The sequence below is a fragment of the Aeromonas sp. TW 6 genome (genome assembly GCF_013168745.1).
GTDB classification, from domain to species: Bacteria; Pseudomonadota; Gammaproteobacteria; order Enterobacterales; family Aeromonadaceae; genus Aeromonas; species Aeromonas caviae.
In genome coordinates, this window is sequence record NZ_JABERS010000040.1 from 1 (window position 1) to 26,623 (window position 26,623).

The 26,623-nt window shown below is 64.2% G+C and carries 22 protein-coding genes and 2 pseudogenes; 20 read left to right on the forward strand and 4 right to left on the reverse strand.

The window, feature by feature from the left end; genetic code table 11:
- Nucleotides 1-113 (forward strand): annotated as a pseudogene (locus HKD46_RS16770) (IS5/IS1182 family transposase); the annotation flags it as partial.
- 85 nt (nucleotides 114-198) lie between these two features.
- Nucleotides 199-1,290, forward strand: coding sequence for an alpha/beta hydrolase (locus tag HKD46_RS16775; RefSeq protein ID WP_171865695.1), 1,092 nt, complete (start codon nucleotides 199-201; stop codon nucleotides 1,288-1,290).
- Nucleotides 1,291-1,374: 84 nt separating this feature from the next.
- On the opposite strand, the gene HKD46_RS16780 is transcribed toward HKD46_RS16775, so the two are convergent.
- On the reverse strand, nucleotides 1,375-1,524 hold the full coding sequence (locus tag HKD46_RS16780) for a hypothetical protein (protein ID WP_010673628.1): 150 nt from the start codon (nucleotides 1,522-1,524) through the stop codon (nucleotides 1,375-1,377).
- A 557-nt stretch (nucleotides 1,525-2,081) separates the two neighbouring features.
- Between HKD46_RS16780 and HKD46_RS16785 the strand changes: the two genes are divergently transcribed.
- The 15 genes from HKD46_RS16785 (at nucleotide 2,082) to HKD46_RS16855 (ending at nucleotide 19,437) form a co-directional block, all read left to right on the forward strand.
- Nucleotides 2,082-2,375, forward strand: a complete 294-nt coding sequence (locus HKD46_RS16785; protein ID WP_039039249.1) for a hypothetical protein — start codon at nucleotides 2,082-2,084, stop codon at nucleotides 2,373-2,375.
- Nucleotides 2,376-2,621: 246 nt separating this feature from the next.
- Nucleotides 2,622-4,742: a hypothetical protein gene (locus HKD46_RS16790; RefSeq protein WP_171865696.1), complete on the forward strand. Its 2,121-nt coding sequence runs from the start codon at nucleotides 2,622-2,624 to the stop codon at nucleotides 4,740-4,742.
- Nucleotides 4,743-4,745: 3 nt separating this feature from the next.
- Entirely contained in the window at nucleotides 4,746-5,507 is a 762-nt protein-coding gene (locus HKD46_RS16795; protein ID WP_113978181.1) for a DUF3142 domain-containing protein, read from the forward strand.
- 7 nt (nucleotides 5,508-5,514) lie between these two features.
- Complete coding sequence (locus tag HKD46_RS16800) at nucleotides 5,515-5,709, forward strand: hypothetical protein (protein ID WP_173418149.1); 195 nt, start codon at nucleotides 5,515-5,517, stop codon at nucleotides 5,707-5,709.
- Entirely contained in the window at nucleotides 5,706-6,173 is a 468-nt protein-coding gene (locus tag HKD46_RS16805; RefSeq protein ID WP_143237833.1) for a GNAT family N-acetyltransferase, read from the forward strand. The genes HKD46_RS16800 and HKD46_RS16805 overlap by 4 nt, the downstream gene beginning before the upstream one ends.
- A 73-nt stretch (nucleotides 6,174-6,246) precedes the next feature.
- Entirely contained in the window at nucleotides 6,247-7,164 is a 918-nt protein-coding gene (locus tag HKD46_RS16810) for a pseudouridine synthase (RefSeq protein ID WP_161469546.1), read from the forward strand.
- 64 nt (nucleotides 7,165-7,228) lie between these two features.
- Nucleotides 7,229-7,696, forward strand: coding sequence for an NUDIX hydrolase (locus tag HKD46_RS16815; protein WP_039039255.1), 468 nt, complete (start codon nucleotides 7,229-7,231; stop codon nucleotides 7,694-7,696).
- A 158-nt stretch (nucleotides 7,697-7,854) separates the two neighbouring features.
- The gene (gene mnmA, locus HKD46_RS16820) at nucleotides 7,855-8,961 is read left to right on the forward strand and encodes a tRNA 2-thiouridine(34) synthase MnmA (protein WP_161469545.1); all 1,107 of its coding nucleotides are present in this window, start codon (nucleotides 7,855-7,857) and stop codon (nucleotides 8,959-8,961) included.
- A 347-nt stretch (nucleotides 8,962-9,308) separates the two neighbouring features.
- Complete coding sequence (hflD, locus tag HKD46_RS16825) at nucleotides 9,309-9,920, forward strand: high frequency lysogenization protein HflD (protein ID WP_010673618.1); 612 nt, start codon at nucleotides 9,309-9,311, stop codon at nucleotides 9,918-9,920.
- A 30-nt stretch (nucleotides 9,921-9,950) separates the two neighbouring features.
- Complete coding sequence (gene purB, locus HKD46_RS16830; RefSeq protein ID WP_041214787.1) at nucleotides 9,951-11,321, forward strand: adenylosuccinate lyase; 1,371 nt, start codon at nucleotides 9,951-9,953, stop codon at nucleotides 11,319-11,321.
- Between the two features lie 152 nt (nucleotides 11,322-11,473).
- Nucleotides 11,474-12,604, forward strand: a complete 1,131-nt coding sequence (locus HKD46_RS16835; protein ID WP_010673616.1) for a cupin domain-containing protein — start codon at nucleotides 11,474-11,476, stop codon at nucleotides 12,602-12,604.
- A gap of 403 nt (nucleotides 12,605-13,007) precedes the next feature.
- A complete protein-coding gene (pykF, locus tag HKD46_RS16840) occupies nucleotides 13,008-14,420 on the forward strand; it encodes a pyruvate kinase PykF (RefSeq protein ID WP_010673615.1) in 1,413 nt (470 codons plus the stop codon).
- A 149-nt stretch (nucleotides 14,421-14,569) separates the two neighbouring features.
- The gene (gene mscK / locus HKD46_RS16845) at nucleotides 14,570-17,887 is read left to right on the forward strand and encodes a mechanosensitive channel MscK (protein ID WP_113978176.1); all 3,318 of its coding nucleotides are present in this window, start codon (nucleotides 14,570-14,572) and stop codon (nucleotides 17,885-17,887) included.
- A 120-nt stretch (nucleotides 17,888-18,007) separates the two neighbouring features.
- Nucleotides 18,008-18,472 (forward strand): LysE family translocator, encoded by a 465-nt coding sequence (locus HKD46_RS16850; RefSeq protein WP_161469544.1) that lies wholly within the window; start codon nucleotides 18,008-18,010, stop codon nucleotides 18,470-18,472.
- On the forward strand, nucleotides 18,439-19,437 hold the full coding sequence (locus HKD46_RS16855) for a beta-propeller fold lactonase family protein (protein ID WP_053288263.1): 999 nt from the start codon (nucleotides 18,439-18,441) through the stop codon (nucleotides 19,435-19,437). The genes HKD46_RS16850 and HKD46_RS16855 overlap by 34 nt, the downstream gene beginning before the upstream one ends.
- Nucleotides 19,438-19,500: 63 nt before the next feature.
- Here the strand turns inward: HKD46_RS16855 and HKD46_RS16860 are convergent, their stop codons facing one another.
- Complete coding sequence (locus HKD46_RS16860) at nucleotides 19,501-20,241, reverse strand: dienelactone hydrolase family protein (protein WP_103244507.1); 741 nt, start codon at nucleotides 20,239-20,241, stop codon at nucleotides 19,501-19,503.
- A gap of 144 nt (nucleotides 20,242-20,385) precedes the next feature.
- Entirely contained in the window at nucleotides 20,386-21,624 is a 1,239-nt protein-coding gene (locus HKD46_RS16865; RefSeq protein WP_171865697.1) for a uracil-xanthine permease family protein, read from the reverse strand.
- A gap of 317 nt (nucleotides 21,625-21,941) precedes the next feature.
- On the opposite strand from HKD46_RS16865, the gene HKD46_RS16870 reads away from it, so the two are divergent.
- Entirely contained in the window at nucleotides 21,942-23,195 is a 1,254-nt protein-coding gene (locus tag HKD46_RS16870; protein WP_233721011.1) for a Hint domain-containing protein, read from the forward strand.
- A 117-nt stretch (nucleotides 23,196-23,312) separates the two neighbouring features.
- Here the strand turns inward: HKD46_RS16870 and HKD46_RS16875 are convergent, their stop codons facing one another.
- Nucleotides 23,313-25,022 (reverse strand): NAD-dependent malic enzyme, encoded by a 1,710-nt coding sequence (locus HKD46_RS16875; RefSeq protein WP_103244506.1) that lies wholly within the window; start codon nucleotides 25,020-25,022, stop codon nucleotides 23,313-23,315.
- A 221-nt stretch (nucleotides 25,023-25,243) separates the two neighbouring features.
- On the opposite strand from HKD46_RS16875, the gene mobA reads away from it, so the two are divergent.
- Nucleotides 25,244-25,858 carry a molybdenum cofactor guanylyltransferase MobA gene (mobA, locus tag HKD46_RS16880; RefSeq protein ID WP_171865698.1) on the forward strand — a complete coding sequence of 205 codons (615 nt, stop codon included), beginning with the start codon at nucleotides 25,244-25,246 and terminating at the stop codon, nucleotides 25,856-25,858.
- A pseudogene (gene mobB / locus HKD46_RS21590) lies at nucleotides 25,855-26,370 on the forward strand (molybdopterin-guanine dinucleotide biosynthesis protein B); the annotation flags it as partial. The gene mobA and the pseudogene mobB, both read left to right, overlap by 4 nt.
- Nucleotides 26,371-26,623 lie beyond the last annotated feature (253 nt).

Below are 26,623 nucleotides of genomic sequence, written 5' to 3' on the forward strand. Positions count from 1 at the left end.
GGTTTTCAACGAGATATGAAAAGCTAGCCAAGAGTTTTGCAGCCTTTATCAAACTGGCTTTCTGCCTTCGCTACTTGCGCGAGTTATGTGTGGACAGAAAACCAGCATTTTGAGAACACAGCCTAGGCTCTTTGCCAGTGATCGGGGCGCCCGGGGCGTGGCCGGTCATGAAGAGAGCACGACAACAAGGAGAACACCATGTTTATCGTCACCAACCGGATGGTCAACGAGCAGGGCAAGACCCCCAGCGAGATCTTTGGCGAAAAACCCGCAGAGGGCCCCAACGAACGGCGCCTCGCCGAGGCCCGGCGTCAGGGCAAGCAGTGGCAGCTGGACCTGCTGCCGGATCAGATCACCGCCGAGATGGCCGCCAGCGTCGGCCTTGACCCCGACCTCCCCCACCCGGCCAGCGCCTATGTGGCGCGCAAGCTGCTGGAGCGCTGCGCCGGGACCGGCAGCACGGCCAAGCAGAAGCTCAAGACCGGCAAACACCTGCTGCTGTTCGTACACGGCTTCAACAACGATCTTGACGACGTGCTGGAGCGAGCCGCGGGGCTCGAGGCCCGGTACGGCGTCGAGGTGCTCTGCTTCAGCTGGCCCGCCAATGGCGGCGGCGCCCGGGGCGTGCTGAGCTACAAGAGCGACAAGCGCGATGCCCTGGCCTCGGCCGGTGCCCTTGACCGGGTGCTGGAGAAGATGAAGGGGCTGCTCGACGAGTTCAACGGCCAGTATGTGACGCAACTGGAAGAGAAGGCCCAGAAGAAGTTCGCCGACAACGGCGAGGCCTGGGATCGCTACTTCGCCAAGGAGGTGAACAAGCGCTGCCCCTTCACCATCAACCTGCTGCTGCACAGCATGGGCAACTACCTGTTCAAGCACCTGCTGAGCAGCACGACCTACCACGCCAACCAGCTGCTGTTCGACAACATCATCATGGCCGCCGCCGACACCAACAACGAGCTTCACGCCCAGTGGGTCGATCGCATCCAGTGTCGCAACCGCCTCTACATCACCATCAATGAGCGCGATGGTGCCCTGATGGCATCGCGCATGAAGATGGGGGAGCAGCAAAAGGCGAGGCTCGGCCACTACACCCGGCGGCTGGACGCCAGAACGGCCACCTACGTGGACGTGACCAATCAGCCCCATGTGGGGGACTCTCACGCCTACTTCGAAGGGGATGCCCTCACCAACGAGAAGGTGCTGCGCTTCTTCCACACCGTCTTCAACGGCGGCACCGGCGAGCGCGCGGAGCTGTTCGATGCGGCCCAGAACCTCTATCGCCTCTAGCCACTGCGCAAAAAAACCACCGCCCCGAACAGGGCGGTGGTTTTTCATTATGCGCTCACTTGGTGGCCACAAGGCCGCCAGGGGCTAGTGTTCTGCCGCTTCCGGCTGGGGCGCTTCGCTGCGCTCCCGTTGCAGTTCATCGACCCTGGCCTGCCATCTGTCCTGGGCCTGTTTTTGCCCCTGGGACTCGAATTCCTGGCGCATGGTGTCGATTTTTTGGTCAAGTTTTTCCATCAGGATGTCTCCTTACATCTCGGGTTACACACTGGCTGACGGCACTGTTTGGCCAACCTGCTCACCCGATTGGACACCAGGTTTTCCCCAATTGTCCAACAAAATAAACGATTGATTATGCAAAAACCAATCTAGAAAATGGGTTAAAGCTCCTTATGAAACCCCATCACTCACCCTGAAAATGCCTGATAAAAACACCATTTTTGCCATTTATATCAATACCTTGATATTTATCACTCGCTCAATGACACCCTTGAGATCGGCATGACGAATGTATGCACATTTTTTTCACAAAAACGCCCCGCTCTCCGGATTCTGCGACCGGAAAGGCCCCCTTTTCCATCCAAAAATACGATGGGTTATGACACAACCCATCTCTTTAATGGATAGATAATCCCCAATCCCGGCCCTGCGGCTTGCCAACCCGACCACCAGCAGGTTCGCTTGTTACCCATCCGGGCATATCCCGCCCCACTCCCGCCCCGATAAAATGAAGCCGCACCACGCCTGCTGAGCGGGTTGTTGCCGCCCTCATCCCCTCTCGTCGGAGTCATGACATGGATCTCTTCTGGTGGTTTGCCCTGCCCGTCGCCGCAGGCACCTTCTATGGGTGCTATTTCTGGAACCAGCGCCATGCCCAGCCCGACTGGCTGCGCCTGCCCACCCGCGCCGACTACCTGCACCAGCATCCCGAATGCGCCATCGACGATGAACATGGGGCGCGCTGCTGCGCCTGCGGCTCCGACAAGGTGCTGGGCCACCCCCAGACCGGCTGGCCTGATCATCGCTTTCGCCACACCTGCCTCGCCTGCGGCAAGGCGCTCTTTCGCACCGAAGAACCCCCGATATAAACATCCACATTCGCCCTTTTTGTATGGCGATGTATGGCGATGACAGATGCTGACACCCGCGAAGCAGCAAAGAGCACATGCTCGGGGCAGGGAGATGGCGCAGGCGTCCTGACAGGGAGAGCGCCGACCAGGTCATAATGGGTTGTCGTTTGTGACCCTCTTTCGTACTATTGCCCGCCACTGCGAACCCCCTTTCCCGGCCCGGGCGTCACGCACGGCGCGGGCCCACAAACGGATAGCGATCCCATGACATCTCTGACCCACTGCTCGGTGCTGGCGATGACGCTGGTTGCACTGCCCGCCCTCGCCTCCGGTGACGGTGACGGGTGCGGCTTCTGGCTCACCGACTGCCCTCTCCCCACCTATCCGCTCTATCTCAACGAGAACGACACCCGGGGCAACCTGCTGATGCTGCTGGGGGATGCCCAGCATCACCCCCTCCCCTTCACCCTGCCGGCGGATCCGCTGAACGAACGCAGCCAGCCGCTGTTCTACCTCACCCGCCTCCCCCAGCCGGAGGAGGTGGAGGACCCGGCGCTGCGCGAGCAGCTCGGCAGCCGGCTGGCCGCCTACGACCCGTCCCTCCCCCCGCTGCTCGAGCACTACGCGGGCCACGACTCCCTCTACGGCCACGCCATCTCCAACTCCCTCTCCTCGGTCAGCGCGTTTCTGGACGCCCTCGAGCAGAGCGAGGTGCCCGCCCCGGAGCGCACGTCGCTGCTGCGAAGCCGTCTGCTGATCCTGGGACAACAGGAGAGCCCGGCCCCCGCTACCGAAATGAGCGATGCTGCCCTGGAGTGGCAGGGGTATCTGCAGGCCGCCCGGCACTTCTACGAGAGCCGCTTCGAGGAGGCCCGCGCAGGCTTTGCCGCCTTGCAGCAGGCCAAGGCCCCCTGGGTGGCCGAGAGCGCGACCTACATGGTGATGCGCACGGAGATCAACCTCGCGATGAAGGAGGCGAAGGACGAATACGGCGATCAGGACGTGACCAGGAGCGACAAGGAGGCCCTTCGCCGCGCCATGGCCCAGGGTCAGGCCTATCTGGCGGCCTACCCGCAAGGGCGCTACGCCAGCTCGACCAGAGGACTGTTCAGACGCATCCAGTGGATGGCCGGTGATCTCGGCGCCCTGCGGGATGCCTATGACGAGGCCATGGCAACCCGCCAGCCCTTGCCGGCGCTGGAGGCCCTGGTCAACGAGATCGATCTCACCCTGCTCAGTGGCGATGCCTATCGCCATCAGGCGGCCTATCAGGACTCGGCCCAGCCGGCGCTGCTGTTCGTCAATGCCCTGCGGGGTCTCAGACCGACCTATGAGCGGCCGCGGGACTGGCAAGATGCCCAGCTGGACGACGCCATCGCGCACCTGCAAAAAACCGGTCACCAGGCGCAGGCGGCCTATCTCAAGGCCTACGCCCTCTTTTTGGACAAGCAGTTCGAGCAGGTGCTGGCCCTGCCCTCCCCCGGGCAGGAGGACGCCACCCTGGCATTCAGCCACCAGATGCTGCGCATCTGGGCCTGGCAGGGCATGAAGGCCTTCGACAAGGCCGAGCAGGCCCTGATGGCGCTGGTGGCCTCCCCCCTGGGTCAGGCCCAGCAGGCGTTCGTGGAGAACGTGCTGGCGGATCACTGGGTGCGCACCGGCAACACGGCCGCCATCTTCCAGCCGGGCAGCCCCATCACCCAGCTGCGCATCCGCGCGGCCGTGCTCAAGCAGGAGGCCGAACCCGCCCTGTTGCGCCAGCAAGCCAGTCAGGGCCCGAGCGCGGCGGAGCGGCAGATTGCGCTCCATACCCTGCTGGTGCGGGATCTCATCGCCAGCGACCCGGCCACCTTCTTGCAGGATGTGGCCCTCGTCCCCGCCGATTACAAGGAAGCGACCCCTCCCGCCGACGCGCCCTGTGAGCCCGTGCCCAACGGGGATGTGCGCCTCTCGGCGTTCCAGTGGCGCGGAGAGGGGACGCCCCAGGGCTACCACTGCCGGGATCTGGCCCAGACCCTTGGCACCCTGATGCAGCGCCCCGACGATGGTCATGCCCTCAACTGCTTCGGGGAGTACCTGCGCAGCCGGGATCCCCATATCGACCTGTGGCAGGATCGCGAGATGATCTGGGGGCTGGCGCAAGACGAGCGTCCCACGTTCCCGAGCCGCCTCGCCCTCTATCAGGCCGTGATGGCCAACCCCAAGGCGGAGCCCGAAGACAAGAGCTATGCCCTCTATCGCGCCATCCAGTGCTATGCCCCCTCCGGCTACAACAGCTGCGACAGCCAGGAGATCCCCAAACGCACCCGGCAGGCCTGGTTCAACACCCTCAAGCAGCGCTATGGCAACTCGGTGTGGGCCAGATCCCTCAAATACTACTGGTGAGCCATGAGCAGCCCCCCTGAACGCGCCCTTCTGGCGCTGCTGCTGACGGCCCTGGCCACCCCCCTTGAGGCCAGTGTCGATGCCAGCGCCTATGACGCCTTCTGGCTCTGGTCCGCCACCCGCCACCAGCCGGTACTGGAACAGGCCAGCACCCTCTATCTGCATCAGGGGGAGATCCTGGACAGGCCCGGCGGCTCCCGCTTCGTCAAGCTGGGGCGGGTTCCCTCCCCCCTCAAGGCCGGGCAGGTCTGGCTGGTGGTGCGTGTCAACGCCCTCCCCCTCTCCCCCGCCCACGAGCAGGTGCTGGTGCGCCTCTACGAGGGGTGGCGCGCGGCCGGGGCCAGGGTGGCGGGCATCCAGATCGACTTCGATGCGGCGACCCGCCAGCTCGATCGCTATGGCAACGCCCTGCAACAACTGCGGCGCGCCCTGCCTCCCGGGTGCAAGCTCAGCGTGACGGGGCTGCTCGACTGGGCGAAAACGGGGGACGTGGCAGAGCTCAATCGCCTGCCCGTGGACGAGCTGGTGATCCAGACCTATCAGGGCACGCGCACGGTGCCGGGCTATCAGGCCTATCTGCCCGCCATGGCGCACCTGACCATCCCGTTCAAGGTAGGGCTGGTGCAGGATGGGGAGTGGGATCCCGCCTGGCAGACAACACTGGCCGCCTCCCCCCATTACCGTGGCGAGGTGGTCTTCCTGCTCAACCGCCCGGCGCCGATCCCGGGGACCAGTCCCCCTGTTCCCCGGCATGACGCCCACTGAGACGCGGGTGAACCCCATCGGGACACAGGGGCAAGGGCGTGCCCACGGCAAGCAGCCGTGGCAGACCCTGATCCGGCTGGTGGCATCCACACCGGGCGAGATGCCGTGCGAGAGGAACGCCGTCCGGGCCACCACATCGGTCAAGCCCGCCATCGTGCTGCGCGGCGCGCGCCGTCACAAACAGGGAGAGAAACAAGGATGACGTTTGTCGAGATGAACCCCGCCCACCTGCCGCTGGCCCTGCTGCTGGAGGCCGATCCCGCCGCGTCGCGCATCGCCGCCTACCTGCCCGGGGCCTGGGGCTTTGCCGCCCTGGCGGACAACGAGGTCGTGGGGGCCTGCGTGGCGGGCCTGGTGGGGGAGCAAACCGCCGAGATCTTCAACATCGCCGTTGCCCCCAACCGCCAGCAGCAGGGCATCGGCTCCGGCCTGCTGCGCTTCGTGCTGGAGAACCTGGCCGGGAAGGGGATAGGCCGCGTCGAGCTCGGTACCGGCAGCTTCGGCCACCAGCTCACCTATTACCAGCGCCACGGCTTTCGCGTCCATGCCGTCGTGAAGGATCACTTCCTCATCCACTATCCCGAGCCCCTGATGGAGCACGGCATCCAGCACAAGGACATGCTGCGCCTCTCCCTCGCACTGGCGCCGGACACCGCCTCCCCCTGACCCGAGAGGGAAGCCCCGCCCTCCCCCTGACGGCCGCCCCCTGTGGTACACTCCGCCATCCCCTGTTTTTGGTATGCATGCGATGAAATCAGCCCGCCCCCGTCTCTCCCTCTCCGCCCGCCCTGACGCAGGCCGCACGGCCAGCGGGCCTACCACGGCGCGCCCATCCCAACGCCGGGAGGCCCGGCACCCAGGGAGCGTCAACGAGCGCAAACCGGCCCCCGCCCCGGCGGCTCGCAAGCTGCTGCTCCTGAACAAGCCTTACATGGTGCTCTGCCAGTTCACCGACGAGGCGGGCCGCGAGACCCTCAAGGATTACATCAAAGAGCCCGGCATCTATGCCGCGGGCAGGCTGGATCGAGACAGCGAAGGGCTCTTGCTGCTCACCAACGACGGCAAGTTGCAGGCACGCCTCACCCAGCCGGGAGAGAAGACCCCCAAGACCTACTGGGTGCAGGTGGAAGGCATCCCGAGCGAGGAGAAACTGGCCGCCCTTCGCGCCGGTGTGGAACTCAACGACGGCATGACCCTGCCCGCCGGGGCGCGCATCATGGATGACCCTGTGGTGTGGCCACGCAATCCGCCCATTCGCGAGCGCAAAGAGATCCCCACCTGCTGGCTCGAGATAACAATCGTGGAGGGGCGCAACCGCCAGGTGCGGCGCATGACCGCCCACATCGGCCACCCCACCTTGCGCCTCATCCGCTACGCCATCGGGGAGTGGACCCTCGATGGGCTGGCGCCGGGAGAGAGCCGCGCCCTGCCCGCCCCCGAGCTGGCACCCGCGCCACGACCAGCCGCCACGCAAGGCAAAGCACGGGCATCCGCCGCAGCGGGGGGCACTGGCCGCAGTGCCCCCCGCACCGCTCGGCCAACAGATCAGGAGCCACCCCAGGGGCGGGACCGCCGCGGGGCAGACCCGCGCCCCGGCAATCGCAGCGGCGGGCGCACCACCGCCCGCCGTCCGGCTCGCCCCAAGCCCTCTGAATGAAGGCGACAGCGGATCTGCATCGAGCGCCCCTGCCGGGGCACAGCCAACAAGACAAGGAGTCCTTATGAGCGATCACCCACCGCTGCCCACCCGCCTCACCGTGGCCGCTCTGGTGCACTGGCAGGGGCGTTTCTTGCTGGTGGAAGAGGAGATTGCGGGCCAGCGCCGCTTCAACCAGCCCGCCGGCCACGTGGAGCCGGGAGAAGATCTCATCCAGGCGGCCTGCCGCGAGCTGAAGGAGGAGACCGGACTCACCGCCGCGCCCACCGGCTGGCTTGGGGTCTACCTCTTCAAACCGGCGGACAGCGAGGCCACCTTTGTGCGCACCGCCGTCATCTTCGACCTTGAAAAGTCGCCCGGTCAGCACCATCCAGAGGATCCCGACGGTGACGTACTGGCCTGTCACTGGCTCAGCCTGGAGGAGATTGCCGAGTGCAAGCCCGCCCTGCGAAGCCCCCTGGTGTGGCAGTGTATCCAGGACTATCTGGCAGGCACCCGCCTGCCGCTGTCGGCACTCAAGGCCTTCATCTAAGCGCCATTGGACGCTCTTTTTGACGCTATGGGGCCGAGACAAGAAAAACGATTTCCCGCCGCCGGGCTTCCAAGGAGAACGGCGGCAGGGAGATGTGACCGGGGGCGCAAAACTCTGGTAGAATACGCCCCGTTTAAACGAACTGGTAACTTCGACTAATGACAGACAACAGCCAAATCAAGGTGATCGTCGGCATGTCCGGCGGCGTGGATTCTTCCGTCTCGGCCTACCTGCTCCAGCAGCAGGGCTATCAGGTCGAAGGCTTGTTCATGAAGAACTGGGAAGAAGACGACACGGACGAGTACTGCTCTGCCGCCCAGGATTTGGCTGATGCCAAGGCCGTCTGCGACAAGCTGGGGATGAAACTCCACACCATCAACTTCTCCGCCGAATACTGGGACAACGTGTTCGAGCACTTCCTGGAAGAGTACAAGGCGGGTCGCACCCCGAACCCGGACATCCTGTGCAACAAGGAGATCAAGTTCAAGGCGTTCCTGGAATTCGCCGCCGAAGAGCTGGGGGCCACCTACATCGCCACCGGCCACTATGTGCGCCGTGACGACAGCACCGGCCGCCCGCGCCTGCTGCGCGGTCTGGATACCAACAAGGATCAGAGCTACTTCCTCTATACCCTGAGCGAAGCCCAGGTGGGTCAGAGCCTGTTCCCGGTCGGGGATCTGGAAAAACCCGAGGTGCGCCGCATCGCCGAGCAGCTGGATCTCATCACCGCCAAGAAGAAAGACTCCACCGGCATCTGCTTCATCGGTGAGCGCAAGTTCAAGGACTTCCTGGCCAAGTTCCTGCCCGCCCAGCCCGGTCCCATCGAAACCGTGGACGGCAAGATCATCGGCGAGCATCAGGGGCTGATGTACCACACCCTGGGCCAGCGCAAGGGGCTTGGCATTGGCGGTCGCAAAGATGCCACCGAAGAGGCCTGGTACGTGGTGGACAAAGAGGTGGAGCGCAACACCCTCGTGGTGGCGCAAGGGGAACACCCCCGCCTCTACTCCGACGGCCTGGTCGCGAGCCAGCTGCACTGGGTGGATCGCACCCCCATTCGGGCGCCGCGCCGCTGCACCGTCAAGACCCGTTATCGTCAGGAAGACATCCCCTGCCTGATCCAGCCCATCGACGATGAGACCATCCGGGTCATCTTCGACGAGAAACAGGCTGCGGTGACCCCGGGCCAGTCCGCCGTCTTCTACGACGGGGAAGTGTGTCTGGGCGGCGGCATCATCGAACAGCGTTTCAGCCATCCGGTCTAAGGGCTGGGCGCTCACGAGCGTCCGCGCTGTACTCCCTTCTCCCCTCGCGGGAGAAGGGTTGGGGATGAGGGGGTAACCACCCTCACCCTGACCCTCTCCCTGAGGGAGAGGGGACAAAGAAAAACAGTACCAGGCAGCGATACATGATTGGCAACGTCCAGGCCGGATAATGGCATCGGCCGGTGAAAGAACAGTACAGGGCCGTGAAGACATGGCCGACACATTCTAGGCCGGATCATGGCATCGGCCGGTGAAAGAACAGAACAGGGCTGTGAAGACATGGCCGACACATTCCAGGCCGGATAATGGCATCGGCCGGTGAAAGAACAGAACAGGGCTGTGAAGATATGAGCGACAAATTCCAAGACAGAACCATGGCCTTCGCAGGCATCTGCCAGGCCGCCTATCTGGTGCAGAAAGTGGCCCGTGACGGCTCCTGCGACGAAGCCTCCCTGCGCGAGAGCCTGCAAAGCATTCTGGTCACCAACCCCACGCAGCCGCTGGAAGTGTTCGGCAGCCACCTGGCCATTCGCGACGGCTATCGCGCCCTGGTGGAACAGCTGGGGGCCGACGGCAGCCAGAAGAATGCCGAGCTGACCCGCTACGTGGTGAGCCTGATCGCGCTGGAGCGCAAGCTCGCCAAGCGCAAGGACATCCTCAACATGCTGGGGGAGCGGATCAGCCAGATCGGCCGCCAGCAACAGCATTTCGATCTGCTCGACGAGCAGATCCTGGCCAACATGGCGAGCATCTACAGCGACCTTATCAGCCCCATCGGGCCGCGCATCCAGGTGGCGGGCACCCCGCTCTTCCTGCAGCAGCCCCTGGTGCAGCACAAGGTGCGCGCCCTGCTGCTCGCAGGCATCCGCGCCGTGGTGCTGTGGCGCCAGCTCGGCGGCAGCCGTACCCAGATCATCTTCGCCCGCAAGAAGATGGTGGAACTGGCCAAACGATTTTAACCCCCACACCAATCATCAGGAGTTCACCCCATGGAGCTGTCCGCGCTGACTGCCGTTTCCCCGATTGACGGTCGTTATGGCGACAAGGCCGATGCCCTGCGCCCTATCTTCTCCGAATTCGGTCTGCTGCGTTTTCGCGTCGAAGTCGAGGTGCGCTGGTTGCAAAAACTGGCCAGCCACGCCGGGATCCCGGAAGTCCCTGCCCTGAGCGAGGCAGCCAATGCCGTGCTTGACGGCATCGTCAGCAACTTCAACGAGCAGGATGCCGCCCGCATCAAACAGATAGAGCGCACCACCAACCATGATGTGAAAGCGGTGGAGTACTTCCTGAAAGAGAAGGTGGAAGTGAACCCGGAGCTGGCCGCCGTCAGCGAATTCATTCACTTCGCCTGCACCTCGGAAGACATCAACAACAACTCCCACGGCCTGATGCTGAAGACCGCCCGGGAAGAGGTGATCAAGCCTTATTGCGAAAAGCTCATCGGCGAGATCAAGCGCCTGGCCGTCGAGTACCGCGACATGCCGCTGCTGTCACGCACCCACGGTCAGCCGGCGACCCCGAGCACCATGGGCAAGGAGATGGCCAACGTCGCCTACCGTCTGGAGCGCCAGCTCAAGCAAATCATGGCGGTGGAGCTGCTGGGCAAGATCAACGGTGCCGTGGGCAACTACAACGCCCACATCAGCGCCTACCCGGATGTGGACTGGCACCAGTTCTCCGAGGAGTTCGTCACCTCTCTCGGCCTGACCTGGAACCCCTACACCACCCAGATCGAGCCCCACGACTATATCGCCGAGCTGTTCGACGCCCTGGCCCGCTTCAACACCATCCTGATCGACTTTGACCGTGACGTCTGGGGTTACATCTCCCTGGGTCACTTCAAGCAGCGCACCATCGCCGGCGAAATCGGCTCCTCCACCATGCCCCACAAGGTCAACCCCATCGACTTCGAGAACTCCGAAGGCAATCTGGGTCTGGCCAACGCCGTGTTCCAGCACCTGGCGAGCAAACTGCCCATCTCCCGCTGGCAGCGTGATCTCACCGACTCGACCGTGCTGCGCAACCTGGGTGTGGCGGTGGGTTACTCCCTGATTGCCTATCAGGCGACCCTCAAGGGCATCTCCAAGCTGGAAGCCAACGCGGACGCCATGGCCGCCGATCTGGACGCCAACTGGGAAGTGCTGGCGGAACCCATCCAGACCGTGATGCGCCGCTACGGCATCGAGAAGCCCTACGAGAAGCTCAAAGAGCTGACCCGTGGTCGCCGCGTCGACGCCGAAGGGATGCGCACCTTCATCGACACCCTGGAGTTGCCGGAAGCGGTCAAGGTCGAGCTGAAGAAGCTGACCCCGGCCAACTACATCGGCGACGCCCAGCGTCTGGTCGATCTGCTGAAATAAGTGATGTAACCGAACCGGCGGGGGCTCTGTCATGACGGCAGGGCCCCCGTTGATTTTGGCCCATTTGATATGATCACCCTCTATCGGGCCATTTCAGAGCCCTTGCCCAAGCCCGCCTTGGGCAAGCCCTCTCACAAGATACGAGAAGCACCATGTACCAACTCAATCTGGATATCGCTCACTTCCTCGAGCACTACTGGCAGAAGCGCCCGCTCCTCATCAAGGGCGGTTTCACCGACTTTCAGGATCCCATCAGCCCGGACGAGCTGGCAGGTCTGGCCATGGAAGAGGTGATCGAGTCGCGCCTGGTCACCCGCTTCAACAACAAGTGGGAGGCGGCCCACGGCCCCTTCGAATCCTACGATCACCTGGGGGAAGAGAACTGGACCGTGTTGGTGCAGGCGTGCAACCACTGGGTACCCGAGGTGCACGAGCTGGCGGTGCCGTTCCAGTTCATCCCGGGCTGGCGCTTTGACGATGTGATGGTGAGCTTCTCCACCCCTCACGGCGGTGTCGGCCCCCACATCGACAACTACGATGTCTTCATCACCCAGGGTCAGGGCAAGCGCCACTGGCGGGTCGGCGATGCCAAGCCCTTGAACGAGTTCGCCGCCCACGCGGCCCTGCTGCACTGCGAGCCGTTCGAGGCGATCATCGACGTCATCATGGAGCCGGGCGACATCCTCTACATCCCGCCCGGATTCCCCCACGAGGGCTACGCCATCGAGCCCTCCCTGAACTTCTCGGTGGGTTTCCGCGCACCGGACGCCAAGGCCCTTGTCTCCTCCTTTGCCGATCACCTGATCGACAACGAGATCCGCACCGAACGTTACGGCGACCCGGACCTCCAGCCCCGCGCCCGCCACGGGGAGATCCAGCCCCATGAGCTGCACCGCCTGCGGGAGCTGATGCAACAGGCCCTCGACGACGAGACCCTGTTCAAGGAGTGGTTCGGCACCATGATCTCCGAGGCCAAGCACGATCTGGACGTCAATCCGGTGGAGCCGGACTACAGCGCCGACGAGGTGGCCGACCTGCTGAGCCAGGGGGAGCCCGCCATCAAGGTGCCGGGGTTGCGCAGCGTCTGGTTCAGCGGCGAGAGCCGCACCTGCTACATCGACGGCGAAGCCTGGACCCTGCCAAGCGAGGATCCGGCCGCCATCGCACTCCTGTGCGACAAGGACATCATCACCCAGGACGCCCTGGTGGAACTGGCCGATCAGGCGGGCTTCCTGCAACTGCTGACCCGGCTGGTCAACCGCGGCTACTGGTTCTTCGGCTGATCCAGAGGGCTGCCGCCCCTCCCGGCGTGCCGGGAGGGGCGGCGTTTTTTCCGCTGTAGGCCAACCGGCTCCTGCCCTGCATTGCTTCGCCCTGACGCCGCGGGAGGGAGTGACTACACTGGATGACGGCCAACGGCATCGGGCCGGATCGCCCCCGCAATGGGGCCCTGTTGTTTGTCATTTAACAACATGGGATCGGGCAGGATGCGGGGCCAGAAATGGGAACCAAATGGCCTCAGTTGCGGAAAATCAATTATTTTAGCCCCTAAAATGAGCTGTGAGCGAAAACGTTATCTTTCAAATTGAGGCTGTTTTCGCTCAAAACGTTGTTTCTGGATCATAAAAAGTATCCAAAAACTGGTGTATATTGCACGGCGGAAATTCCTTAACCATGAAGACTGACATGAAAAAGACCAAAATCGTCTGCACCATCGGTCCCAAGACCGAATCCAAAGAAATGCTGGGCAAGATGCTGGATGCCGGCATGAACGTCATGCGCCTGAACTTCTCCCACGGCGACTACGCCGAACACGGTGGTCGCATCAGCAACCTGCGCGCTGTCATGGCCGAAACCGGCAAGCACGCAGCCATCCTGCTGGACACCAAGGGTCCGGAAATCCGCACCATCAAGCTCGAAGGCGGCAACGACGTCTCCCTGGTCGCCGGCCAGACCTTCACTTTCACCACCGACCAGACCGTGGTGGGCAACAAAGACAAAGTCGCCGTCACCTATGCCGGTTTTGCCAGCGACCTGCGCGTCGGCAACCGCATCCTGGTTGACGACGGCCTGATTGGCCTGGACGTCATCGAAATCACCGAGCGCGAAGTGATCTGTAAAGTGCTCAACAACGGTGACCTGGGCGAGAACAAGGGCATCAACCTGCCGGGCGTCTCCATCAAGCTGCCGGCCCTGGCCGAGAAAGACAAGCGCGACCTCATCTTCGGTTGCGAGCAAGGCGTGGACTTCGTTGCCGCCTCCTTCATTCGCAAGAAAGAAGACGTGCTGGAAATCCGTGAGCACCTGAAAGCCCACGGCGGCGAGAACATCCAGATCATCTCCAAGATCGAAAACCAGGAAGGCCTGGACAACTTCGACGAGATCCTGGCTGTCTCCGACGGCATCATGGTTGCCCGTGGCGACATGGGTGTCGAGATCCCGGTGGAAGAAGTGATCTTCGCCCAGAAGATGATCATCGAGAAGTGCAACAAAGCGCGCAAAGTGGTCATCACCGCCACCCAGATGCTGGACTCCATGATCAAGAACCCGCGTCCGACCCGCGCCGAAGCCGGCGACGTGGCCAACGCCATCCTGGACGGTACCGATGCCGTCATGCTGTCCGGTGAGTCCGCCAAGGGCAAGTACCCGCTGGAAGCCGTGACCATCATGGCCACCATCTGCGAGCGTACCGATGCCGTGATGCCGTCCAACCTGTCTGCTGCCAACGACAGCAACAAGCTGCGCATCACCGAAGCGGTCTGCAAAGGCGCGGTAGAGACCTCCGAGAAGCTGGACGCCCCGCTGATCGTGGTCGCCACCGAAGGCGGCAAGTCTGCCAAGGCCATTCGCAAGTACTTCCCGAAAGCCTGGATCCTGGCCATCACCACCAACAAGAAGACCGCTGCCCAGCTGGTGCTGACCAAGGGTGTGGTTGCTCACGTGGTTGACTCCATCGCCTCCACCGACGACTTCTATCGCATCGGCAAAGAAGCCGCGCTGGAAATCGGCATGGGCGTGAAGGGTGATGTGGTTGTCATGGTCTCCGGTGCCCTGGTACCGAGCGGTACCACCAACACCGCCTCCGTTCACGTACTGTAATCAGTCCTGAACCGATGAAAGCGGCGCCTGCGGGCGCCGTTTTTTTTTATCTCTCCCCCTGCTGCCCCTCTTGCGCCGGTGCTAGAATCCACGCGGATTTTACCCTGGTGGAAAATCCCCCGAACATCGCATAATCACCCGGACGCTTTATGCTCTCAACACGCTTCAAAAGAGCCTCGGCCACCCTGCTGCCGCTGCTCTGTTTACTCATTACCTTCTGGACCCCGAGCACCCTGGCGCAGGATCTGCCCCAGCGCGCCACCGTGCAGCGGGCGCTCGACGCCCTCGGCAAATCGGACACCCCCACGGCCAGCCAGCAGGCGGACCAGAAGTTCCTGACTGACACCCTCTCCCTCCTCGACAGCATCGACAAGGAGAAGAGCAAGGCCAAAACCCAGAGCGAACGCCTGCGCACCCTGCCGGCAGAGCTCAAGGAGATCGGCGCCAAGCTCGACGCCCTGACCCAGGGCAAGAGCCCGGAGCAGCTCAAGAGCGAATACGCCACCATGAGCCTGGCGGAGCTCGATGCCCGCCAACCCGAGATCATGGCCAACATGCAGGCGGCCCAGGAGGCCCTTGGCACCATCGGCAGCCAGATCACCAACCTGCAGACCCTGCCGGAGCGGGCCCAGGCCAGCATGAGCCGCGCCTATCAGCGCAGCCAGGAGATCCGCACCCGCCTCAACGCCGGGGACGGGGTGAGCAGCGCCGAGAAGATGAAGCTTAATGCCGAGCTGGCCCTGCTGGATCTGCAACTGGCCAACCTGCAAAAGGAGCTGGACAACCGCACCAGCATGCAGGATCTGGTGGTCAAGCAACGGGACTACCAGAGTGCCCGTCTCGCCAGTGAAGAGCAGAAACTGCAGGCATTGCAGGAGCAGAGCAGCGCCAAGCGCCTGGGGGACACCGAAAAGACCGCCGAAGAGACCGGCGAACTGGTGGCCGCCGAAGACAACCCCCTGGTGCAAAAAGAGCAGGAGCTCAACTACCAGCTCAGCCAGCAACTCATCAGCTCCACCAACAGCCTCAATACCCTGGCCCAGAAGAACCTGCAGGCGAAGAGCATGCTGGAGCGCGGCACCCAGACCGAGCGCAACCTCAACGAACAGGTGCAGATGCTCAAGGGCAACCTGCTGCTCTCGCGCATCCTCTATCAGCTCTACCAGCAACTGGAAGCGGCCCCCTCCACCCTGGTGAAGAACCTGGAGGAGCAGATCGCCGACCTGCACCTGGCCCAGTTCGAACTGAGCCAGCAGCGTGACCAGCTGTTCCAGAAGAACCAGTATCTGGACAACCTCATCGCCAGCAGCGGCGAGACGGTGAGCGACGAAGACAGGGCCAGCCTTGCCAAGCTCATCGACACCCGCATCGGCCTGCTGGATCAGCTCAACCGCCAGATGGATGCCCAGCTCACCAACGCCATCAGCCTACAACTGACCCAGCAGCAGCTGACCCGGGTCTATGCCTCCATCGAGTTCACCCTGCAACAGCACATCTTCTGGGTGAGCAGCAACAAGCCCATCGACGCCAAGTGGTTCATCACCTGGCCGGCCCAGGCCTTCAAGCAGGCCTCCGACTGGGTGCTGAAACCGGACTGGAGCGGTTGGGGCGACATGCTGCTGGCAGTCTCTCTGCTGGCACTGCCCCTGCTGCTGGTGGGGGGCCTGCTGCTGTGGAAGCGCGGCACCCTGCTCGAGCGCCAGAAGAAGATCGTCAAGGATCTGGGACGTTTTCGTCAGGACAGCCAGTGGCACACCCCCCGTGCCCTGCTGTTCACCGTGCTGCAACGCCTGCCGGGCACCCTCTTCATCCTGGCCGCCGGCCTGCTGCTCGCCTATTGCGGTCTGCTGAGCCCGAAACTCATCTTCCAGATCACCCTGAACCTGGCCCTCGGCTACCTGGTGTTCAGCGTCTACCTGTCGGTGATGCGACCGGGGGGCATCGGCGAGACCCACTTCCGCATGCCGCGGGACGAGCTGCAGGCCAAGCGCAACAGCATGCGCTACCTCTGGCTGCCCCTGCTGCCCCTCATCATGCTGTCGACCAAGGCGGTGGTGGAACCCTCCTCCCTTGGCAACGACGTCATCGGCCAGGGCATGACCATGCTGCTGCTGGGGCTGACCGCCTACCTGGTGCTGCCCATCTCCCGCGCCCGCATCAAGGGCGAGGCGAGCATGTTGCAGACCCTGACCGCCGTCTCCCTGGCGCTGGCGCCGGTGGCCCTGATGGTGCTGGCAGCCCTTGGCTACTACTACACGGCTCTGAAACTCACCGGCAGGCTCATCGAGTCCTTCTACCTCATCATCATCTGGGGTCTGGTCTATCGCACCGCCCTGCGTGGTCTTGAGCTGGCGGCCCGTCGTCTGGCCTATCGCCGCGCGGTCGCCAAGCGGGAACACAAGACCCAGGAGGATGCGGAAGGGGGCGAAGCCATCGAAGAGCAGCCCATGGATCTGGAAGAGGTCAGCCAGCAGTCCCTGCGTCTGACCCGCATCATGCTGCTGCTGGTGTTCGGCGTCGCCTTCTACTGGCTCTGGTCTGATCTGGTGGCGGTCTTCACCTACCTCGACAGCGTGGTGCTGTGGCACAAGAGCGAGGGGACCGGGGCCAACGCCGTGCTCTATCCCATCAGCCTGAGCGACGTGCTGACCGGCCTCTTCGTGTTTGGTGCGGCTCTGTCGCTGGCCCGCAACCTGCCGGGCCTGCTGGAGGTGCTGGTGCTCTCCAAGCTGCGCCTTGCTCAAGGCACGGCCTATGCCTTCACCACCATGCTCAACTACGCCCTGATCGGGGTGGGCAGCCTGACGGCGCTGGCCATGCTCGGGGTCCAGTGGGAGAAGCTGCAGTGGCTGGCCGCCGGTCTCTCGGTCGGTATCGGTTTCGGCATGCAGCAGATCGTCTCCAACTTCATCTCCGGCATCATCATCCTGTTCGAGCGCCCGGTGCGGATCGGCGACACCGTCACCATCGGCACCATCTCGGGCACGGTCAACAAGATCAGGATCCGCTCCACCACCCTCACCGACTTCGACCGCAAGGAGGTGATCATCCCGAACCAGCAGCTGATGATAGAGCGGCTCATCAACTGGTCCCTGTCCGACACCGTCACCCGGGTCATCGCCCGGGTCGGGGTGGCCTATGGCTCTGATCTGGATCTGACCCGCAAGCTGTTGATGCAGGCCGCCATGGAGAACAGCCGGGTGCTGAAAGACCCGGCCCCCATCGTCTACTTCCTCACCTTCGGGCCCAGCACCCTGGATCACGAGCTGCGCTTCTTCGTGAGCGAGCTGGGGGATCGCAACCCGGCCATCGACGAGCTGAACCGCCGCATCGACGTGCTGTTCCGCGAGCATGGCATCGAGATCGCGTTCAACCAGATGGACGTCTACATCAAGAACATGCAGGGAGACGAACAGAAGGTGGAATCCCGCCCGGCGCTGCCGCCGGCAGGGAACCAGCCCGTCTGATCCCGCCCGCTTCACAGGCCCCGTCACGGGGCCTGTTTTTTTCTGCCCGCCCCCCGCCTTGGAAAGCGCAGATCGCCCCCAATATAGGGAAGACAACGGACTGTCTGCACGAGGAACCCAATGGACTCTCTCTACGCCGTGGTGCTCTTTGCCATCTCGGCATCGGTCACCCCCGGCCCCAACAACATCATGGTGATGAGCGCCGGCGCCAGCGTCGGGATACGCAAGAGCCTGCCCCTGCTCATGGGGATCTGCGTCGGCTTCACCCTGATGCTGTTGCTGGTGGGGCTGGGCTTTGGCCAGCTCTTTACACGCTTCCCCGAACTCCACATGTTCATCAAGTGCGCGGGCACCCTCTATCTGCTCTATCTTGCCTGGCTCATCGCCCGCCCGACGGACGGGATGGCTGACAGCAACGGAACCCGCCCGTTCGGCTTTTTCAAGGGTGCCCTGTTCCAGTGGGTCAATGCCAAGGCCTGGGTATCCCCGCCTGAGACGCCGGGACTCCCCTTTCCCTTGACCCGACGGATGGCCGTCGCAAAGGAGATGCAATGCAACAAGTGGTCTATGTGGCCAACCCGGTGAGCGGGTTGATCCATGTGTTTCGCCTCGAAGCAGGCACCCTCGCCCCGCTGCAGGAAGTGCAGACCGGCGGCGAGGTGCAGCCCCTGGTCATCAGCCCCGACCGGCGCTGGCTCCATGCGGGGGTGCGCCCCGATTTTCGGGTGCTGAGTTTCCCCATCGCCGCCGATGGGCGGCTCGGGGCCCCGACCTCGGCGCCGCTGCTCGGCAGCGCCTCCCACACCTGCACGGACGACAGCGGCCGCCTCTTCTTTGCCGCCTCCTACGCCTTCAACCACGTCACCGTCTCCCGCCAGGATCAGGCGGGCCGGATGCAGCCCCCTCACCAGCGTCTCGACCACCTGATGGCGGCCCACTCGGTCACCTGGCTTGCGGGGCAAAACGGGGAGCAGGAGCTGCTGGTGGCCTGCCTGAAGGAGGATAGGGTGCGCCGCTATGCCCTGGTGGACGAGAAGCTGGTTCCCCATCCCTTGGGGGACATTCACACCGCCCCCGGCGCCGGGCCCCGCCATCTGGCCCTGCACCCGGACAACGGCGATCTCTATTGCCTCAACGAACTCGATGCCACCCTCAATCGCTACCACAGGGAGGCGGACGGACAGATAGTGGCGCGCGAGAGCCTGGACATGCTGCCCCCAGGCTATGAGGGGGAGCGCTGGGGCGCCGACCTGCACCTGACCCCGGATGGACGTTTTCTCTACACCAGCGAACGGGCCAGCAGCCTGCTCACCCTGTTCGGCGTCTCCCCCCAAGATGGCGCCCTCACCCCCCTCGGCCACTTCCCGACCGAGGCCTGTCCCCGGGGCTTTGCCATCGACCACAGCGGCCACTGGCTCATCGCGACCGGGCAGCAATCCCATGAGGTGGCACTGCATGCCATCGACCCCGAAAGCGGCCAGCTCACCCCGAGCCCACGGAGCGAGGTGGGCAAGGGGGCCATGTGGGTGAGGGTGCTCGCCCTCCCCTGAGATGGCGAAAAACGGGCATAAAAAGAGCCATGGCACTGCCATGGCCTGCGTGAGCCGGCCCCCTCAGGAGCCGGTCACCTCCTTCAGGAAACCGGTGAAACGCTGCCAGGACTTGGCATCGGCATCGGCGCGGTAGTTGTCCGAGCCAAAGACGCTGAACGCGTGGGGGGCACCGCTGTAGCTGGTCGCCTCGTGCTTCACCCCGGCGCTCTCCAGCTCGGCCACCAGCGCCGCAAATTGACCCAGAGAGACCGCCTCGTCGGCGCTGCCGTGCTGGACAAGCAACTGTCCCTTCACCTCTTTGTAGTCCTGCCCGGCCGGGGTCTCCAGCCCGCCGTGTACGCTCACCACCCCCTTGAGATCCGCCCCGCTGCGGGCCAGCTCCAGTACGGCGGCGCCGCCGAAGCAGTAACCGAGGGCCACCGCATTGTCGAGCCGCCCCCCCTGCCTGCCCGCCTCCGCCAATCCCCCTTGCAGCAGGGTGCGCATCCTGGTCCTGTCCTGATAGAGGGCCCCGGTGAGGCGCTTCTTGTCTTCCACCGTGCTCGGCCTGACCCCGGCACCGAACAAATCTACGGCAAAGACACTGTAGCCCAGGGCCACCAGCATCTCGGCCCGCTTGATCTCGTAACCGTTGAGCCCGTCCCAGTCGTGCACCAGCACCACCAGAGGGGCCTGCTTGTCGGCACCCGCCAGGTAATAGCCCTCGAACGGCTTGCCTTCGACCTCGTAGCGCACCGCACCGGCCTCGGCCGCACCGCTCCCCATCAGCCCCAGCAGGGCCAGGATCCATGCCCTCTTCATCCTTTCGTCCTCTCCCGTCAATGGTGCCCCTGAGTGTAGCCGCTTCACATGGGAGCCCGGGTTCAGTGGTAGGCAGGCAAAAAAAGAGAGGCCACCCGAAGGTGGCCTCTTTTTCATCATCTCAACGTACAGCAAGCCAGGCGCTTAATCCTTGGCGCTCTCCATGGCACCCGTTTCAGAGTGCTGGGGCAGGATGAGGTTCAGCAGGATGGCCGCCACCGAGGCCAGCCCCACACCCGCCAGGGCGAAGTCACCGATCTTCATCTCCAGGGCACCGACACCCACGGTCAGGGTCACCGCCACGATGGCGATGTTGCGGGACAGCCCCAGATCCACCTTGGACTCCACCAGGGTCTTGAGACCGATGGCGGCGATGGATCCGAACAGCAGCAGCATGATGCCGCCCATCACCGGCATGGGGATGGAGGTGAGCAGGGCGTTGAACTTCCCGAAGAAGGCCAGAATGATGGCGAACACCGCCGCCCAGGTCATGGTGACCGGGTTGAAGTTGCGGGTGATCATCACGGCACCGGTCACTTCCGCATAGGTGGTGACGGGGGGACCACCGATGAAACCGGCGAAGCAGACGCCGATGCCGTCACCGGCCAGGGTGCGGTGCAGGCCCGGATCCTTGGTGTAGTCCTTGCCGGTCCCCCCGCCGATGGCCAGCACGCCGCCGATGTGCTCGATGCAGGGGGCGATGGCCACCGGCAGCATGAAGAGGGCCGCGGCCCAGTTGATCTCCGGGGTTTCGAAGTGGGGCAGCGCCAGCCAGGGGGCGTTGACCATGCCGTCGAAACTCACCTGGCCCATCAGCACGGCAGAGACATAACCGGCGATGACACCGCACAGGATGGGGATGAGCTTGATCCAGCCCTTGCAGAACACGGCGGCAATCAGGGTGACCGCCAGCGAGATCCCCGCCAAAGTCAGCGCCGTGGTGGCAGGCACAACCTGCTCACCGCCGGCACGGCCCATGGCCATGTTGCAGGCTACCTGAGCCACCGACAGGCCGATCACCATGATGACGGGACCGATGACCACGGGGGGCAGCAGCTTGTGCACGAAGCCCATGCCACGAGCGCGGATGATGGCCGCCAGGATGAAATACATGAAGCCCGCGGCAAACAGACCGAACATGGTGGAGGGCAGGCCCCAGGTCTGGGTGGCATAGATGATGGGGGCGATGAAGGCGAAGCTGGAGCCGAGGAAGATCGGCACCTGACGACGGGTGCAGAGCTGGAACAGCAGGGTGCCTACACCGGCGCCAAGCAGGGCCATGGAGGGGTTCAGACCGGTGAGCAGGGGCACCAGCACCATGGCACCGAAGGCGACAAACAGAATTTGCAGCCCGGCGACGCTTTGCTTGACCAAGGAAAACATGGGTATCCTTAATTTTTTGATAACTGACAGGGATATTTGACACTTTTCAGTCATCACAAGACGTTTTCAAGGCAGCCAACGGACCAAATGGCGTCATTTGTTGCCTTTCACTGCTTGGGGAGGGCATGAAACTGGCTTTTTAGGCGGGATTCGCTGCTACAAGCATCGAGGATGCGATTTTACGCACTTTTATGGCCAACGCCAATCGTTTTTCCGGCGAGTTGACATGACAAGGCTTTCAACTGGTCGACGCAGATATCGCCCCAACCCCCTCTCTATACTCGAAGGCGTGACCCCACACCGACAAGGAGTTCCCCATGTCACTGCCCTCGTTCAAACCCAGCCAGCGCCGGCTGCTGCTGGGCTCGGCCATCGCCCTGGCCCTGTTCGCCACCCCGCTGAGCTATGACTTCGACCACCACCAGTGGCAGGTAAACCAGGCCCATGCCAAATCCTGTTTCATTGCCGGTACCCGCATCCTGATGGCCGATGGCTGCGAACGCCCCATCGAGACCCTGCGGGTCGGCGATCGGGTGCGGGACAGGCACGGGCAGAGCAACCGAATCCAGGCCATCGAGCGGGTGGCGCTGGGGGCGCGCAGGCTCTACGGGCTCAATCATCTGCCCCCCTTCTTTACCGCCGAGCACCCCTTCCTCACCACCCGGGGCTGGGCGGCCATCGCACCGGCCATGACCCGCACCGAAAACCCGGCCCTCGCCGTGCTGCCGCTCTTTACCGGCATGCACCTGCTGGGTTGGTCAGAGAGGGGCAGCGCGGGCAACCTGGCGCTGGCGCCGCACCCTGTCGAACTGCCGGTGGCCTCCCTCTCCTGGGTTGATGCCCCGCCCGCCACGGCGCTGTTCAACCTGATCCTCGATGGCAGCCACAGCTATGTGGCCAATGGGCTGATCGTGCACAACAAAGGGGGGGATGGCGGCGGCAACAGTGGTAGCGGAGGCGGCAACAGCGGCGGCGGAGGCAGCAACAGCAGCGGCGGAGGCAGCAACAGCAGCGGTGGGGGCAATAGTAGCCACAGTGGAAACAATAGCGGAAATGGAGGCGATAGTAGCCATAACGGAAACAATGGCGGGGACGACAGCGGCCACGGCGGCGATGACCGTGGTCAGGGCGAACATGCCGGTGGCGACCAGCACGCTGGCGGCGATCGCCACGGCGGTGGCGACAAGCATGCAGGCGGGGAGCGTCATGCCGGTGGCCGGGTGGACGGCAACGGTGTGGACGCCGTCGACGCCAATGGCAACAAGCTTCGAGGCGATGGCAGCGTGGACGACAACGGTGTGGACGCCGTCGACGCCAATGGCAACAAGCTTCGGGGCGATGGCAGCGTGGATGACAACGGTGTGGATGCCGTCGATGCCAATGGCAACAAGCTTAGAGGGGACGGCAGCGTGGATGACAACGGCGTGGACGCCGTCGATGCCAGTGGCAACAAGCTTCGAGGCGATGGCAGCGTGGACGACAACGGTGTGGACGCCGTCGATGCCAGTGACAACAAGCTTCGGGGCGACGGCAGCGTCGATGACCGCCTGGTGCCCCCGCCCGCTCAATAGGTGGCAGCGTCCTGCCCCGCACACACAGCAGGGCGGAAAACAGAGAGGGTGGCCTGGGCCACCTTCTCTTTTTCTATGGCATCGTCATGCCCGCGACACATGCGGGCAGGTCGCACCTCAGACCCGGCGATAGGGCAGGTAGACCGGCTCCCACATATGGCTCAGGATGTGCTCTTGCAGATCCTGACCGATGAGCGGATGGGAGGGATCCCGGCGCACGATATCCTTGAGCACCGCGGTCGCCACGTGCACCGAGATGTTGCGCAGCTCGCTGATCCTCGGGTAGACGGTGCCCCGGGCGAGATCCGCCTCGCTCACGCACTCCGCCAGCGCAAAGGCGGCGGTGGTGAAGATGTCCGGGCTTATCTCGCGGATCTGGCTGACGATGGCCGCCAGCCCCACCCCGGGGAAGATGAAGACGTTGTTGCCCTGACCGATGCGATAATCCTGCCCCTCATGGTGCACGTCCTTGAACGGGCTGCCGGTGGCGACGATGGCGCGCCCCTGGCTCCAGCGGAAGATGTCTTCCGGCAGGGCCTCGCAGTTGGCGGTGGGGTTGGAGAGGGGGAACACCATGGGGCGATCGCAGTGGGTCAGCATCAGCTGGATGTGCTCCTCCTGGAAGGCGCCACCGGCGCCGCTGGTGCCGAGCAGCACTGTGATGGGCACGTGGCGCAGCACCTCGGTCAGCCCCGCCTTGCCCTGCAGATCCCACTGGGCCAGCAAGAGGCCCGGCTTGGCGTAGCGGCGCTTGTACTCATCCAGCCCCTCGCGGTTGTCACACACCAGCCCCTGGGTATCCAGGATGTAGATGCGATCCCGCGCCGCCTGCGGATCCAGCCCCTCGCGGATCATCCCCGCGCAGATCTGATCCGCCACCCCGACCCCGCCAGCCCCGGCCCCGTAGACCAGGTAGTGCTGCTGGCCCAGGGTTTCCCCCTTGGATTTGACAGCCCCAATGATACCCGCCAGCACCACGGCCCCGGTGCCCTGGATGTCGTCATTGAACGACGGCAGCGCCTGCTGGTAGCGGGCCAGGTTGTTGAAGGCGTTGGACTTGCTGAAGTCCTCCCACTGCAGCACGGCGTTGGGGAAGTGGCGCTTGACCCCGGCCACGAACTTGTCGATGAAGTCGTCGTACTCCTTGCCGCGAATGCGCCTGTGGGGCTGCCCCAGGTACATGGGGTCATCCAGCAGCGCCTGGTTGTCGGTGCCCACGTCCAGCGCGATGGGCAGGCAGCAGGCGGGGTGGATGCCCGCCCCCAGGGTATAGAGGGCGAGCTTGCCGATGGGAATGCCCATACCCCCCACCCCCTGATCGCCGATGCCGAGGATCCCCTGGCTGTCGGTCACGACGATGATGCGCACCGCCTTGGCATCCATGTGGCGGGCGAGAGAGCCCATGTCCTCGACGTTCTTCGGGGTGATGTAGAGGCCGCGCGGCTTCTGGAAGCGGTGGCTGAACTCCTGGCACGCCTTGCCCACGGTCGGGGTGTAGATGTAGGGAGTCATCTCCTCCACGTGGCGGGACAGGAGGGCGTAGAACAGGGTTTCGTTGCGATCCTGCAAGGCTCGCAGGTTCTGGTACTTCTCGATGTCGCTGCAGGCGCTCAGGAAGGCCTCATAAACCCGCTCCAGCTGGGCTTCGAAAGTCTGCACCTGGGGCGGCAAGAGGCCGCCCAGCTCAAAATCGGCCCGCTCCTGTTCGGTGAAGGCGGTGCCCTTGTTGAGGTTGCGATCGTTGAGCAGATTGGTGCCCGTCAGCGCAACGGGGCGAAAATCGTGACCCTGTGCATCTTTCCACAGCAGATATTGTCCGGTAGCCATAGTCATTCTCTTTGATTTACATGAAGTTGCCATCAGGCAGGAGAGCAAGGCTCAGAATGCTGGGGATCATATGACGTTTGCCGATCCGGTTTTGTGAGCTTGGACAAACCCTGCGGCCAAAGGCGCCTTTGCCGGGGCAGCCGAAGGTTGCTCACGCGCCCGCCTTGGCGCAAGATCCCGACACGCCCCTGTGGGCATCCCTTTGCGAGCAACGGAGCACCATGACCCCTCCCTCTTCCCCCGTTTTTCTCGTCAGCGGCGTCATCCTCGCGGGCGGTCGCGCCACCCGCATGGGGGGCGATGACAAGGGCTGGGTGCCCCTCGCGGGCACTCCCCTGATCCAGCACGTGCTGACCCGCCTGCGCCCCCAGGTGGACGAGGTGCTGATCAACGCCAACCGCAGCCAGGCTCGCTACCGGCAGCTTGCCCCCGTCATCGGGGACGCGCAGGCCGACTTCCAGGGGCCGCTGGCCGGCATGCTGGCGGGGCTGACGGCGGCCCGTCACGACTGGGTGCTGTTCGTTCCCTGTGACGGCCCCGCCCTGCCCCTTGATCTGATGACCCGCTTTCGCGCCGCCATCACCCCGGACACCGATCTGGTGGTGGCCCACGACGGGGAGCACCTCCAGCCCGTGGTCGCCCTGCTGCATCGCACCCTGCGCCCCTCCCTGCAACAGGCGCTGGCGGACGGGGAGCGCAAGACCGGGGCCTGGTTTGCCCGCCACCGGATGGCGGTGGTGCCCTTTGCCGATCTGCCCGACGCCTTCGTCAACCTCAACAGCCCGGCCGAACTCGCCGCCTGGGAGGCGAGGCTGCGGGAAGGGGGCGCGCCATGAGCCCCCTGCCCCTGCTCGGCTTCGTCGCCTGGAGCGGCACCGGCAAGACCACCCTGCTGGAGCGCCTCATCCCGCGCCTGGTGGCGCGCGGTCTGCGCCTCGGGGTGCTCAAGCACACCCATCACGCCTTTGACATGGACCAACCCGGCAAGGACAGCCACCGCCTGCGCCAGGCGGGCGCCACCCAGGTGATGGCGGCCTCCGACCGGCGCCACGCTCTGATCCGGGAGACCCCGGAGGGGGAGCCCCCCTTCGAGACGCTGCTGGCCCGCTTCGATACGAGCGCCCTGGATCTGCTGTTGGTCGAGGGGTTCAAGCACAGGCGCTTTCCCAAGGTGGAGCTGTATCGCGCCGCCATCGGCCGGCCCCTGCTCTTCCCCGATGATCCTGACATCGTCGCCCTCGTGAGCGACGCCCCCCAGGCCACGACCCTGCCCCGGTTCCCCTTCGAGGATCTGGAGGCCATCGCCGACTTCATCTGCGCCCGGTTGCCCCCGCACGAACCCCGTCAGGCCCCACCGCCCCTTCGCCTCTGCGCCCGGCTGCTGGCGGCCCTGCCCCCATCGGCAGAGCAGGGCGTTGTGCCCGGCTTGCTCAGTCAGGACGAGGCGGGCACCCTGCTGGTGCGCCCGGTGGATGGGGGCCACGACAGTGCCAACTGCCACATCGAACGGGCGCCGGGTAGCGCGGCCCTTCCCCCCGGCGAGCGGGTCATGGTGCGCCTGCCGACAGGTGCGCCCGTATGAACCGGAGAAACGACGCAGG